The 13,354-nt window shown below is 51.5% G+C and carries 12 protein-coding genes; 4 read left to right on the plus strand and 8 right to left on the minus strand.

What is annotated here, in order from left to right; genetic code table 11:
- Positions 1 to 3 precede the first annotated feature (3 nt).
- The 6 genes from P9H32_RS13775 to trpD form a co-directional block, all read right to left on the minus strand.
- Positions 4 to 459 (minus strand): MarR family winged helix-turn-helix transcriptional regulator, encoded by a 456-nt coding sequence (locus P9H32_RS13775; protein ID WP_322609485.1) that lies wholly within the window; start codon positions 457 to 459, stop codon positions 4 to 6.
- 324 nt (positions 460 to 783) lie between these two features.
- Positions 784 to 2,181, minus strand: a complete 1,398-nt coding sequence (locus tag P9H32_RS13780) for an MltF family protein (protein ID WP_322609486.1) — start codon at positions 2,179 to 2,181, stop codon at positions 784 to 786.
- Position 2,182: 1 nt separating this feature from the next.
- On the minus strand, positions 2,183 to 2,890 hold the full coding sequence (locus P9H32_RS13785) for a hypothetical protein (RefSeq protein WP_322609487.1): 708 nt from the start codon (positions 2,888 to 2,890) through the stop codon (positions 2,183 to 2,185).
- Positions 2,883 to 3,329 (minus strand): DUF3592 domain-containing protein, encoded by a 447-nt coding sequence (locus P9H32_RS13790; protein WP_322609488.1) that lies wholly within the window; start codon positions 3,327 to 3,329, stop codon positions 2,883 to 2,885. The genes P9H32_RS13785 and P9H32_RS13790 overlap by 8 nt, the downstream gene beginning before the upstream one ends.
- 15 nt (positions 3,330 to 3,344) lie before the next feature.
- Positions 3,345 to 7,829: a WD40/YVTN/BNR-like repeat-containing protein gene (locus P9H32_RS13795; RefSeq protein WP_322609489.1), complete on the minus strand. Its 4,485-nt coding sequence runs from the start codon at positions 7,827 to 7,829 to the stop codon at positions 3,345 to 3,347.
- 44 nt (positions 7,830 to 7,873) lie between these two features.
- Complete coding sequence (gene trpD, locus P9H32_RS13800; protein WP_348534498.1) at positions 7,874 to 8,884, minus strand: anthranilate phosphoribosyltransferase; 1,011 nt, start codon at positions 8,882 to 8,884, stop codon at positions 7,874 to 7,876.
- A 314-nt stretch (positions 8,885 to 9,198) separates the two neighbouring features.
- Between trpD and P9H32_RS13805 the strand changes: the two genes are divergently transcribed.
- The 4 genes from P9H32_RS13805 (at position 9,199) to P9H32_RS13820 (ending at position 12,471) form a co-directional block, all read left to right on the plus strand.
- Positions 9,199 to 9,681, plus strand: a complete 483-nt coding sequence (locus P9H32_RS13805) for a DUF2231 domain-containing protein (protein WP_322609491.1) — start codon at positions 9,199 to 9,201, stop codon at positions 9,679 to 9,681.
- Positions 9,682 to 9,708: 27 nt separating this feature from the next.
- Positions 9,709 to 10,377 carry a response regulator transcription factor gene (locus P9H32_RS13810; protein WP_322609492.1) on the plus strand — a complete coding sequence of 223 codons (669 nt, stop codon included), beginning with the start codon at positions 9,709 to 9,711 and terminating at the stop codon, positions 10,375 to 10,377.
- Between the two features lies 1 nt (position 10,378).
- Positions 10,379 to 11,755 carry a sensor histidine kinase gene (locus P9H32_RS13815; protein WP_322609493.1) on the plus strand — a complete coding sequence of 459 codons (1,377 nt, stop codon included), beginning with the start codon at positions 10,379 to 10,381 and terminating at the stop codon, positions 11,753 to 11,755.
- A 101-nt stretch (positions 11,756 to 11,856) separates the two neighbouring features.
- The gene (locus P9H32_RS13820) at positions 11,857 to 12,471 is read left to right on the plus strand and encodes a rubrerythrin family protein (protein WP_322609494.1); all 615 of its coding nucleotides are present in this window, start codon (positions 11,857 to 11,859) and stop codon (positions 12,469 to 12,471) included.
- A 272-nt stretch (positions 12,472 to 12,743) separates the two neighbouring features.
- Here P9H32_RS13820 and rplT read toward each other — a convergent pair whose 3' ends face one another.
- Both rplT and rpmI read right to left on the minus strand, forming a co-directional pair.
- A complete protein-coding gene (gene rplT / locus P9H32_RS13825) occupies positions 12,744 to 13,100 on the minus strand; it encodes a 50S ribosomal protein L20 (RefSeq protein ID WP_322609495.1) in 357 nt (118 codons plus the stop codon).
- 19 nt (positions 13,101 to 13,119) lie between these two features.
- On the minus strand, positions 13,120 to 13,308 hold the full coding sequence (gene rpmI, locus P9H32_RS13830) for a 50S ribosomal protein L35 (protein WP_322609496.1): 189 nt from the start codon (positions 13,306 to 13,308) through the stop codon (positions 13,120 to 13,122).
- Between the last annotated feature and the right edge of the window lie 46 nt (positions 13,309 to 13,354).

The raw sequence follows: 13,354 nt of genomic DNA on the forward strand, positions 1-13,354 counted from the left end.
GGCTTATTCCTTTTCTTTTGACAGGGGGTGTTCCTTCGGGTCTTTTCCGCCCAGTGTGCCGCGAATGATTTCCAATGCCTGGAAAAGTTCATCCATTCCGCTTTCCGGGAGATTTTCGCGCAGGCGTATTTCGATGCGCTCCCACGCGGCTTCGACTGTTTTGCAGGCGCTTTTTCCGGCGGGAGTGAGGGAGATCCGCAGGGCGCGGTTGGTGCCGGGATCAACTTTGCGTGTGATCAGTTTCCGCTGTTCGAGCGGTTTGAGCATGTTGGTGATCGTGGAAGGTTTGATCTCCATGTGGCGCGCCAGGTCGGCCTGGGTGATTTCGCCTGCCCGCTTCACGTTTACGAGGATGCGCCCCTGCCCATGATGAAGCCCGTTGTCGGCCAGTTCCTGTTCCAGCATCTTTTCCAGCAGGCGTCCATTATGACTTAAAATGTGCAGCAGCGTTTTCTGCATGATCACTCCGATGTTAGGCAGGTAAGATCAACGGGGTGGACAACAGAAAAATTGTACCGAAAGTTAAACGTTATGATTTTGCCGCCGTGAGTACGGCTGGCAACATTACCCGAAGGAGGGCGAATGAAGCATGCATTTGCAGGCAATAAGCGTAGGGGGTGCGTTTGCTATTAACGCACTGTTTCCAACGCTTGGGGCCCGTGATCGGGCGGGGATGATCTTTGCATAGGTGTATGCGAATCCAATTTATTCGTTGATTCGCGTGGCTATATTGACGGGGTACAGCGGCGTGTTTTGTCGGAATTCCCCGTGAAGCCGAGTGTTCTACCGGGTCGACTGGTTGTAGGCGACGTAGCGACTCATGATTTTCCGCACGTAGCTGATGATGTGTTCACTCCGGCAGTAGCCATATCCGGCCTGCCGGGCATATTGGGGCTCCGACAGCAGCGCATAAGCTTTTTCGACGTTATTCATCCAGACATCGGGATTTTTCCCTGTTTCCTCTGCCAGCTTGCGCGCATCGATAAGATGTCCATAGCCGCCATTATATGAGGCGAGGGCAAAGCACATCCGGTCGACTGTGCTAAGGTCGCCGGGAATTCGACGATACTGCTTTCTCAGGTAGTTGATTCCGCCTCGGATATTGTCATCCGGGTCAAAGGGATTTTCTACGCCCAGTTCTATAGAGGTGGCCGGCATCAATTGCATCAGGCCCTGTGCTCCGGACCATGAAACCGCATCTTTATCAAACCGGCTTTCCTGATACATCTGGGAGCAGATCAGGGTCCACGGAAGCATGTAGGTGGCCGCATGTTTTTTCACAATGGCGTCATAGGGGGAAATCTGCCCGGAACGCTGTTCGGTGAATGTATCTTCAAGCTCTGTGTTGTGGGCGAGGTTGAAGTAGCGGTCGTAAATTGTGGAGAGAGAAGCGCTTTCGGTCTCTGCTTCGAAGAACCGGTTGATGGCTGCTCGGAGGCGGGGCTGATTGCTGCGGACCACCCAACCATAGCCGCGCACGCGCGGCAGTTTGATTACGGGTTTCAGTTGGTCTCCCAGTCGGACGCTCTGATTCAGAAGTGTCCGATCGGCACAGGTGAGATCAAATTCGCCTTTGGCCACCCGGTCGAGGATCTCAACGGTTTCCATATTTTCCGGAACAATACTGAACTTGAACTGCAGCTTCTTAATTTTTTTCAGCTCAACAAGAGACTCATAATACGAGCTGGATTTGCGCACATGGATGGTGCGGTCTTTCAGGTCTTCCAGGGATCGGATGGAGTGATCATCGGCCCGCGTGATAATCTGTTCCCGGAACTCGCCATAGCGTCTGCAGAATGCCAGATCGTTTGAGTTTTTAATGCGTTGGGGCGTCATGGTAACCGTGGCGGCGATTACATCGGCCCGTCCTTCCTTGAGCCAGCTGCCCATATCCGCCCAGTTATCCGGAACAATGACGACCACTTCGAGGCCGTGCTGCTGGGCAAAGCGTTGAACCATTTCATATTCAAACCCCATCAGTTGCCCGCGATGCATGAAATAGCATGCCGGATTATTGCGCGTCAGCACGCGGATGAAGCCCCGGTCCATGATTCGATCCAGATCGAGCTGCAGACCGGATTGATTCAGCTGCTCCAGGTTCCGCGGCAGGGCATCCTGTTCTGCAAATCCATTCCAGGTCAGGAGTGTGACGAGGCCCGCTATCAGTAGGCTTTTGAACATGTTAGTCCTTAATGTATTCTATGATGTTCGAGAGATCGGAATCGATCTCGTTCTGGAGAAGGGGGCGTTTCGAGGCCATAAAATCCTTCAGGGTTTTATCATCATCCGTTTTCCGGATCTGCTCCAGATAAGGTCGCACTAGGGCGGAAACAACCGATCCAACCTCATCTGCTTTTACGAGCCATTGCGCGTTAGTGACGGCCAGAGTGTGCTGCGTTTCATTAATCTGTCCGCTCAGATGCAGTTGATAAAATTCAACAGCTTCCCCATCGATCCGTTTTTTATGTCCGTGGAAGCCGATGCCGGCAATCAGATTCAGGCCGCAGGCGCTAGCGCATCCGGAGATGCCGATACCGCTGATAATTGATTCATACGCTGTCGGCGGGAGATCGGGGTATTCGCTGAGCAGTTCGTTGAGGGCATCGGCAATTTGCGTCGCAGCTGATTCGGTCTGCAGCAGGCCGATGGGGCAGGCCGATGCGCCGATACAGGAAACAATCTGTCCGGTAAAGTCGCCGTCGATGCCGATGACCTCGGCCAGTTCATTTTTTGAGGGCGATGCGATTTTTGTCCGTGCGGGTTGGAACATATTTCGGTGCACGCGCTGCATATCTTCATAACGAATCATTCCTGAGTCGTCTTGTCCGGTGCGCCAGGTTCGGCTTTTCTTGAATAAATTTAGCCGGTGCGTGTAGGGTGCGTTAATCATGTTCGCTCTCCTTTGCACGAAGCACGCTCAGACCAATCAGGATAAGAAAAACGCCGGGAATAAAACCCACGATCCAAGGTCCGATGGCGCGTTGTGGAAAACGATATTGCGATGGATTGTTCGGGTTGATGAATACGGCGATGGTTGCGCCGGGGGCATAGGTGGTTTCAGCCAGTGTATCCATGTGGCCTTTCGCCCCGGCATTGCGGAAGCAGGTATAGGAATAGATATTCCCGCCGACCTTGGTGCTGAAGTGAAGTCCCAGATGATATTCGTTTTTCGCGCTGTCGAGCGAGACATCGCTCGAAAGTACGGTCGCCTCCGTCTTGAACCACTTGGCCGTTTCGCGCTGATCCGCCAATTGATCCCAACCCATGAATTTAATCAGCGCGAAGCCGATCAAAAACCAGATGATGGCGTATTTAAAATTTCGTTTCATGGGATAAATTTTCAGTTAGCGCCTGATAATAATGTCGACTGTGCCGTTTGAATTATAATTTTTTATTATCTCTGGCTTGTATTGCTGCTGGCGTAGGGCAGCACGATATATGGCGTCAGCCCACCGATCGCCGGCATCCTTGGCATATTCAGGTTGTTGGAAGTCCATTTTTGCATCTTGCCCGGCCCATACGCGCTGCATGTTTGCTATCGCCTGCTCCTGTTCTTCTTTTTTACGTTGGATTTCTGCGTTTCGGGCAAGAGCGGCTTTAAATGCCGCACTTTGGGCATCCGAGACAGCCTGCCTGACTTCGGCATCGGTCTTACCTTTGCTTACCAGTGAAAAAGCGAGATCTGAATAGCCGGATTCAGGCGGAAATAGTTTTTCCGCATGTCGCCGAAAGACCAATTCCGAGCCCATATCCAGTTTTTTTCCAGCCTTAATGCGGGCTAAGGTTTCGTTTTTCAATTGTTGCATACTTGCGGTATTCAGCACTTGATCTTTTTCATCATTGTCGAGGACTTTGGCTGTGTGAAGAAATTCAAAAAGCAGCACATCGCCTTCTCTGTCAGTGAGCTTTGTTTTAAGGCTTTGAATGGTCTTGAGTCGATGTGATGCTGTTTTGAGCCGGGCAGGAGTGCGCTGATCAACTCGGAAAGATGTTGCATCATCTTGTATTGAATCAAGAAATTGTTCCTGACGCATTGTTCGCTCATATACCGATAATTCAGGGCTGCTGATATCGATATTTTGTGCCAACCAGAGATTATATTCAAATGCATAAAAGGCACTCCAGTTCCCTTCATAGATATCTGTGGAGGACGTCGCACTATTGGGCCTGAGGCGGGGATCCCAGCCCAGCCATAAGACAGGATCATCTGCTTCGGGCCAGATGGAAGAATTTTTCAGGAGGTTGGTCTGGTTACTAATGAAAGTGGAATAGTGGAGATTCGCATCTGATATTAGTCTCTTAGGATAGGGAACTTCGGCGTATACGATGGCTCCCTGACGAGCTCTTTTTTCTACTTGGGGGTTTGAGGAGAAGGGAAAGCGTATGAATATTGGATCAGAGGAACGAACGGTCGATGGATACAGTTCTTTTGTCTTGCTGATCCAGCAATGAATTGCGGCTTTGAGGTTTACGTTGAGGATGGGGTCTTCCAGAAAGGGCTGGAAGTCGACGGCTGACGAGCCTCCCTGCGTGGTATTATTCCTATCTTTGATTAGTGCAAGAAGAGCGTTTCGGGTTGCGCTATCGTGAGGTCCGGTACATTTGGTTTCGTAGGTGCTGGCATCCAGTTGGCCCAGCAAATATGCGGCATGTGGAAGATTGGCATCGAAGCGTGTACTTTGTTCCTTGAGAATAGCTTCCTGTAAATCTTTTTCCTCCTGAGTCTTTACATAGGACTGATTTAAATTCCATGTCAATGCGTTTTCCAGGGGGGGGAGCGTGGCTTCTCGCATTTGCATTTGTCTAAACGTGAGTGAACCAAATTCACGCAGGTCCCATTTAGTGATGTTCTGACTCAACCTTTTATCCTTACCCATCTTAAAGGGTGAAATCGCGGTGTGGAGAAGAGGGATGCTAAAGATTTGTCCCTCAAACCGGTTATCTGCCAGTGCGCGTAAGGCCTGCGATTCAAGGTAGGGCAAATCCCATGCAAATGCAGCTAATGTGAGGTAATAGGGACAGACCCAATCTGTGCTGTCGCTGCTTTTAGATGCACAGATGGATAACAAAAGGGAAAAGTCGCCCTGCTTTGCAATCTTCGGTAGGCAGGAGGCAAGATCGATAGTTTCATCACCCGCCTGCCAGCGAAGCGAAAGAATCGAGACTGCAAGCGCATCATTATGCGTGGCTGCGGCAATCTTGTAGGCGGATTTAAGAATTGAGTGCGAAACGGGGTCGTAGTTCATGGCGGAGAGCGCAAGGATTAGAGCTTCATCCGTCTTTTCTTCCTGCAATGCATTCATCGCCTGTTGTGCTAAATCCGATGCCTTTACCTGTCTGGCGTGAAGGTAATCAATGCATGGATCCATTTTATCAGACGAGGATAATATTACATTGGCAGCTGCCATCGCGGCATCTTGGTCAAGGTTCATTTTTTGAGTCAGATCAAAGCGCGCTTTCCAGAATTCAGCATCTAATTTCCCCCGAGAAAGGCGTTGGTCACTCTTAATCAATTCCTCTGGCCATAGTGCAGGGTTGGCCAGTCGATCGGTAATTGATTCAGTCATTACACATTGATAGAAATGCATAACGGCACCAAGCCAATAGGTTGATTCCACTCCCTTTGGTGAATTTTTAAGCTGTTGCTCATGGTGATATGCCCATGCCGGTTCGTCGAGGCTTGCATGAATTCGTGCTGCCAGGGCATGGAATTTTTCCTTTAGCTCGACTTCGTCACTTTTTAACACGGTATTGCAGATCCGGAGTGCTGTGATCGGCATGTCGAGCTCCGCGGCCACAAGAGCCGTTTGCAACTGGGAGATGGGGGTGTTGTTTTTGGAGAGATAGCTTGCTGTGATCCAGTTTTTTGAATGTGTTTCCGGTTTTGATGCAACCTTTTCTTTCTCAACGGGCTCAGGCACAGGCTTCTGGTCCCATCCGACCGGTGCTGACGTGATGACGGATCCGTTTTTAGTGCGATAGGTGATGATCGGGAATGTTTTCCCATCTACCGGAAGGAATCGCATAAAATGAGGCGCTTCCATCGGATCTAGGTACTCATGTTTCTCCCATTTACCCGTCATCGCATCGGGTTGAGAGTAGATCGAATTTTCTCGGTAGAGATAGCACAGCCCATTAAGACTGGCTTTAAGGGTTCCTTCTGTATGGTCTGCATGGAAAGTCCAGCTAATGCCGTCCTCGGAGAGAATATATCCCTTATCTACCTTGGCGATGAAGCCGTTTCTTGTTGCAAAGGGCTTATGCACCCATTTATAGGCAGTTTCTTCAGGGCAACCCATTTCACGGGAAACCTGCCAGGTTTCGCCATTGGTGGAATACATGGCGAAAATCCGAGGAGGCAGATGTGTGCGAGATTTGTCGCTGCTTACTACGTGGGTTTTGCATAGAATAACATAGGTTCCGTTGTTATAGGCCATCCCCATCATTTGACTTGGCTCGATGGGAAAGGTAAGTGTTTTCCACTGTAGGCCGGTTTTAGAGGCGAACCATTGATGTGTGCCAGTCATAAAAAAGAATGTTCCGTTAAGGCATGTGAGATCGCTAATATTAGGTGTGTAACTGGAATCACCCCGTTCAATCGTGTCTGATGATTTGTCTAAAACCCAGATCTCATTACCGTAGCCGGATTGGTGGCCGGTTGTAATCACAACATGATCGGGACCGGAAACAATGCGAACAATGTTTCTGTCAAAGGTATGCTTTAGTACAGGTGATCGATAATGGTTACCGGTATAAAAACCCTTTTCCAACGAGCCATAAAACAGTGATCCATCATAGTCTTGGATGAAGACTGCATTGTTCTCTGCCAGCGACGCAGAAGGTAGAGGGGAATCCTTCTTGCCGGCAATTTGGAGTGACTGGATGCCAGCCCCTTCGACAACGAATTGCTTCTCCGGATTCTTATATATCAGAAGCGGGTCTGAATGCCCGGGTATCATAAACAATCGGATATCCCACGGGCTCAATATTTTTTGCTGCGTCTGGACTTGCTCAAAATCTCCGTTCAGAGCTGTTTTTTTAAAAAGGCTACCGCCATCAAAGGTGTAGAACGCTCCTCCGTGGTATCCTGCAAATTCAGCATCGTGACGAACAGCGATTGAATCGCCGGGCTGGAACGTCCAGTCCACGCCATTTTCTGACAATAGATATCCCCGGTCTGTTAGAGCGATAAAACCTTCGGGAATAACAACGGGTTTTCCCAGCCATTGAATTGGATGAGATTTGGTGTCGATGATATTTCGGACGGTAGTCCAGGTTTTTCCATCGGTAGAGTATACAGCAAAGGGTTTTTCCGGTTCTGCCTGTCCAGTCGGATACTCCTGACTGAGGATAACATAGGTTCCATTACGGTAAGCTATGCCCTGTGTATAGATTCCTTCAGTATCGGTTTTAAATTGGTTCCAATGGAGGCCACCAGCAGATGAATACCAGGTTGTTGGATCAACTTGAGCGAAAAAACGGTCATTTAAGAAGCTCAGGTGCGCCACGTTTTTTTGTTCTTCTAGATCACTCGCTTCAACCGTCTCGGTTTGTTTGCTGAACTGCCAGACGGTTTGAGGCCGATCTGATTTTCCAGTCGATATCACCACGGCACTAGTGCCGGATACAATTTTCCCTACAGGTTCATCAAAATGGTGATTAAGTTCCATGCTGTCTGGATGCTCACCCACATAAAAATCATTATCCAAGGATCCGTAGAATAGTTTGCCGTCATAATCCTGTATGAAAACTTGCGTCTCATTCGCCCTGACAACGGAGACTAGATTAAAAAGGTTGAATAATATGCATGCAATGATGGTTTTGCTCATCAATGGGTCTCCAAGTGCATAGGTAAAATAGGTTTTTCGGCTTTCTACATTTTCGACATTTCGGCGAGCGCTTCGAGTTTTTTCAGTGCCGCACCGGAATCGATCGATTCTGCCGCCAGGGCGAGGGCGTCTTTCGGGCTGTCGGCTTTTCCGCCGGCCATGATGGCGAAGGCGGCGTTGAGCAGGACGATATCGCGCTTCGGCCCTTTTTCGCCGTTGAGCAGGGCGCGGGTGATTTCCGCATTCTCCGCGGGTTCACCGCCGATCAGATCCTCCGGTTTTGCAGTGGCGAGGCCGAGGCCGGTGGGCTGGACTTCGTAGGATTCCACTTTACCGCGGCGGATTTCGGTGACCATGGTGGTGGTTGTGGTGGTGAATTCGTCGAGGCCGTCGTTGCCGTGCACGATAAACTGATAATTCATGTCGAGCTGGGCGCAGGCGTCGGACACAATCGGAACCAGCTCGGGTTTAAACACACCCATGACACCGTTTTTAACGCCCGCCGGATTACAGAGCGGTCCGAGAATATTGAAAATGCTCCAGATGCCGAGTTCGCGGCGCGGGCCGACGACATGTTTCATGGCCGGGTGCAGACCGGGCGCAAACAGAAAGGCAATGCCCAGTTCGTTCAGGCACTCTTCCATGCGCTGCGGGGTGTACTGAATGTTGACGCCGAGGGCTTCGAGCACATTGGCCGCGCCGGATTTGCTGGAGACGCCGTAGGAGCCGTGTTTAGCCACCGTGACGCCGGCGCCGGCAATGACAAAGGTGGACGTCGTGGAAATGTTGAAGGTATGCGCCCCATCGCCGCCGGTGCCGACAATATCGACCGCGTTCGGGTCATCGCATTTAACCGGGGTGGCGTTGGCGCGCATCACCTCGGCGCAGCCGGCAATGATTTCCGGCGTTTCGCCGGTCTGGCGCAGGCCCATGATAAAAGCACCGATCTGTGCTTCGGTGGCGTCGCCCGACATAATGTCGGTCATGGCTTCGGCGGCTTCCGCGCGTGAAAGGGTTTCGTGGCTGACGAGTTTGGCAATGGCGTCTTTGATCATACGTGCTCCCTGATTTTCCAATGATTGGAAAACGATAGGGAAAGCTTCCAATGATTGGAAGTAGGGAAGGGGAGAATGTTCGGCCTGCATACGGCGCGCGGAGGTCGCGGCCGTCTCCGCGCGGCCGGGCGATTCCTGGTTGATGAGTTTGGCAATGGCGTTTTTGATCATGTTTGTGTGCGCTTAACTCCAAATTTAGGACCACGGGCTTCAGTGGAATCTCCGCAGGGGAATTTTAAGCGAATTTTAAGACTCCACTTAGTTTCTTTTAAGGGAGGCAGGGTATGTTGGGGCTAAACCAATGGAGGTATCCCGTGCTTGATTTAACTCATATTCATCCGATGATTGTCCATTTCCCGATTGCGTTACTGTTGGTCGGCTTCATGAGCGATTTGATCGGGTTGGTGACCAGGAGGGCGTTTTTCAACCATTGCGGATTTTATCTGCTGATTCTCGGAACCGTAGGCGTGGTCGCTGCTTATCTTTCCGGAGAGTATGCCGGTGACGGCATGCCGGAAGCCGGAGCGATGGGACAGGCGCTGGAGTTGCATGAATCGGCAGCGGAGCTTACGCTGTGGCTGGTGTCGGGAACAGCGCTCGTCCGGATTGCAGCGGTGCTCCTGAAAAAATATAAAGGTGTCGTGAAGGCGGTGGCCCTGCTGCTTTTCCTGGTCGGCGTGCTTTCGGTCGCCCGAACCGGATATTATGGCGGCGAGCTTGTGTTTAAGCATGCAGCCGGTGTACAGCTCGATCTGGGGATTGATTTCGGCGCACTGGGCGGTGATGATGTCGATTGATACACAACAAACCAAGCAGGAGAACCTGTGCGTATTTTAATTGTTGAGGATGAAAAAGGCATACTGAACTTCCTGAAGGAAGGGCTTCAGGAGGAGAATTTTGCCGTGGATGCCGCATCGGACGGGGATGAGGGGCTGGAGCTGGCTCTGACCAACGATTACGATATGGTTCTTCTGGATTGGATGGTTCCGGGGGTCAGCGGTATCGAAATCTGCCGGCAGATGCGCCAGCGGGAAATCTCGGCACCGATTATTTTCCTGACCGCCAAGGACACCGTCAGGGATGCCGTTTTCGGGCTGGAGGCAGGTGCCAACGACTATATCAGGAAACCGTTTGAGTTTGAGGAGCTGCTCGCGAGGATCCGGGTGCAGCTTCGTGAACACGGAGGCGAGCACGCGCGGCTGGAGCTGGGCAGCATCCAGATGAACCTCGATACGCACCAGGTGTTTAAAGACGAAACCGAAATCAAGCTGACTCAGAAGGAGTTCGCCCTGCTGGAGTTTCTGATTCGCAACAAGGGCAAGGTGTGCAGCCGAACACGCATCATCGAACACGTATGGGATATTCATTTCGACTCCGATACCTCTGTGATCGATGTCTACATCAACTTCCTGCGCAAGAAACTCGATACCGGCGATGGGAAAAACCACATCGGAACGATCCGGGGGGTGGGCTATATTGCGCGTGAAGAATAGCATGAGCCTGAGAAACCGGATTGCGTTTTACTTTGTGGCGGTGACGGCGCTGTCAACGGCCATTCTTTTTCTGGTGATCTACGGTATTGTCCATAACACCGTCTACACGCACCTCAACAAGGATCTTGAGGCCGAATGTGCCGAGGTGGCAAACAGTATCGTCTATATCGAAGATGAACTGATCTTTGCCAATACCTTTGAATGGAGCGAGCAGGAGCATGCGCAGATCGAAGTCAACCCCACCTTCATACAGGTGGTGGATCCTTCGGGAAAAAATCTGCGGAAAACCGTTAACCTGAGAAATAACAATCTTGAATTCCACCCGCATGCGACGCGAAAGGCGTTCTATGATTTACTCGTTGCCGGGGCGTCTGTGCGGCAGATCCAGGCTCCGTTGCGGCCGGACAACGGTCCGATTCAGGGCTACCTGATTGTTGCCATTCCGTTTGAGGAGTCGGCGAGGGTGCTGTCGAATCTCAGGTATATCCTGTTGATCTCGTTCCCGACGGTGCTGCTGTTTCTGTTTGCCGTATCGCGGATGATTGCCGGTCGGATCATCTCCCCGGTGAACACGGTCATCGCTACCGCCGATCTGATCACCCGCGAAAATATGAATGAACGGATTCCCGTTCCTCCGCGAAAGGACGAGCTTTATAAGCTGTCCGAAACGATCAACCGTTTGCTGGACCGGTTGCAGGAGGCGGTCGTACGCGAGAAACAGTTCACGGCTGATGCCTCGCATGAACTGCGCAATCCCATTTCGGTCATCCGGGGGACGTTGGAGGTTTTGATCCGCAAGCAGCGGGAACCTGGACACTATGAGGAAAAAATCGAATATGTGATAGGCGAGGTGGATCGGATGGCTGCGCTGGTTGAGCAGCTGCTTACGCTGGCCCGTTCCGAAAACGGCCTGCGCCCGATGATGGGGCCGGTTGATTTAAAACTGAGCACTGAAACCGCATTGGGCCATTTCCGGGAATCCATCGCCGAAAAAAACATTTCCGTGAAATGCGGCTTCCATGGTTCCGATATCATCAATGCGGATGCCGCGATGACCGGCATTATCCTCGAAAACCTGATCTCGAATGCGGTCAAATACTCGTGCCGAAACGGGATCATCCAGGTGCAAACCATCCGCGGCGGAAATCATATCGAGCTCTCGGTCACCAATTTCGGACACGGCATCCCGCAGCCGCAGCTGAACCGCGTCTTCGACCGTTTTTATCGGATTGATGAATGCCGTTCCTCCCATCTTCCGGGTACCGGCCTGGGGTTGGCCATTGTCAGACGGCTGGTCGACCTGCAGGACTTTTCCATTTCAGCGGACAGCTCCCCCGAACATGGAACCACGTTCCGCATCGGGTTCCCTGCAGCATGATTTTTAAGCGAATTTTAAGACGCGTTTAAGGGTTCGTTAAGTCCGGTTCGGGTATGTTTCTTTCCGTTCGATGATAAACAACTAACCGAAGGAGATTTATCATGACATCAAACGTTATCGCAGTTCTTGCCGCCACCATGCTTGTCGGGAGTTCCGTACATGCCGGATCGTCGGCGGCCACAGTTGCCAACCTCAAGGCGGCCATTAAAGGCGAAACCACCGCCAGTGCCAAGTATGCCGCCTTTGCAAAGAAGGCCGCCGATGAGGGGTACGACAAGATTGCCCTGCTCTTTCAGGCAACCTCCAAGGCCGAAACGATCCACGCCGGAAACCATCGGGCGGTATTGGCGAAGCTCGGCGAAAGTATGGAGGCCTTCACCCCGGAGTATACCGTGAAATCCACGAGGGAAAACCTGGAGGCTGCCATTGAGGGAGAGGGCTATGAAGTTGCCACCATGTATCCGGAGTTTCTGAAAACCGCGCAAAAGGAGAATGTCAGTCTGGCACTTGTTTCCTTCAACTATGCATATCAGACCGAGAAGGAGCATGCGGCGCTGTATAAGGATGCCGTGGCGAAATTGGTCGCGGGCCATGAGGATTCACTGGCATCCCAATATTTGGTTTGCCTTACCTGCGGCAACACCTATGCCGGCACAGCGCCCGAAAGATGCGGGATCTGCATGACTCCGAGGGAACGCTTCGTCACGATTCAGTAGTCCAAACCATCACGCACTGCCGAGTCCGTCCTGTGTTCAACGGGACGGACTTTTTTTTGACCGATTATCGGGATGGGCAGGATGTGCAGTTCATCATTGTGACCTAGGAGCGGACGGCGATAGGGAAAACTTCCAATGATTGGAAACAGGGACGGGGAGAATGTTCGGCCTGCGTACGGCGCGCCCGGCGGCCGCGCCCGGCTTTTCTTTAATGGAGGCACAAAAAAAGAGCGCCCGGTCGGGACGCTCTTTGCAGAAAAGCTTGGTGTTGCTTAAGCAACTTTAGCTTTTGCAGCATCAACGATTTTGCTGAAACCTTCGGCATCGTGGATGGCGATTTCGGACAGCATCTTACGGTTGATGGTGATGTTCGCTTTGTTGCATCCATCGATGAAACGGCTGTAGGAAATGCCGTTCATGCGGCAGGCGGCATTCACGCGGACAATCCACAGACGGCGGAAGTTGCGTTTTTTGTGCTTACGGTGAACGTAAGCCATGGCCTGTGCGCGGTCAACGGCTTCTGTAGCCTGACGGAACAGTTTACTGCGGGCACCGCGGAAACCTTTAGCAAGTTTCAGGCGGTTGTTTCTTCTGGCGCGTGACGCCGGTCCATTCGTTGCTCTTGGCATGGTTTAATCTCCTCGGCAATTAGATGTACGGAGTGATGCGCTTCATATCGGCCGAGTGGACGATGTCCTGGCTGCGCAGCTTCCGTTTGCGTTTACGGTTTTTGTTGGACAGAATATGGCTTCCACCCATGTGATTGCGCTTCAGTTTGCCGGTACCGGTTTTGCTAAACCGTTTGGCTGCACATTTTTTTGTCTTCATTTTCGGCATTGTAATACCACCATTTCTTTAAATTCAGGTCCATGCGAGATCGGGG

Source organism: Pontiella agarivorans (genome assembly GCF_034531395.1).
GTDB classification, from domain to species: domain Bacteria; phylum Verrucomicrobiota; class Kiritimatiellia; order Kiritimatiellales; family Pontiellaceae; genus Pontiella; species Pontiella agarivorans.

Excerpts from the sequence above, each read along its gene's own strand:
- P9H32_RS13775 (WP_322609485.1), bottom strand. The coding sequence starts at position 459 with ATGCAGAAAACGCTGCTGCACATTTTAAGTCATAATGGACGCCTGCTG.
- P9H32_RS13780 (WP_322609486.1), bottom strand. The coding sequence starts at position 2,181 with ATGTTCAAAAGCCTACTGATAGCGGGCCTCGTCACACTCCTGACCTGG.
- P9H32_RS13785 (WP_322609487.1), bottom strand. The coding sequence starts at position 2,890 with ATGATTAACGCACCCTACACGCACCGGCTAAATTTATTCAAGAAAAGC.
- P9H32_RS13790 (WP_322609488.1), bottom strand. The coding sequence starts at position 3,329 with ATGAAACGAAATTTTAAATACGCCATCATCTGGTTTTTGATCGGCTTC.
- P9H32_RS13795 (WP_322609489.1), bottom strand. The coding sequence starts at position 7,829 with ATGAGCAAAACCATCATTGCATGCATATTATTCAACCTTTTTAATCTA.
- trpD (WP_348534498.1), bottom strand. The coding sequence starts at position 8,884 with ATGATCAAAGACGCCATTGCCAAACTCGTCAGCCACGAAACCCTTTCA.
- P9H32_RS13815 (WP_322609493.1), top strand. The coding sequence starts at position 10,379 with ATGAGCCTGAGAAACCGGATTGCGTTTTACTTTGTGGCGGTGACGGCG.
- P9H32_RS13820 (WP_322609494.1), top strand. The coding sequence starts at position 11,857 with ATGACATCAAACGTTATCGCAGTTCTTGCCGCCACCATGCTTGTCGGG.
- rplT (WP_322609495.1), bottom strand. The coding sequence starts at position 13,100 with ATGCCAAGAGCAACGAATGGACCGGCGTCACGCGCCAGAAGAAACAAC.
- rpmI (WP_322609496.1), bottom strand. The coding sequence starts at position 13,308 with ATGCCGAAAATGAAGACAAAAAAATGTGCAGCCAAACGGTTTAGCAAA.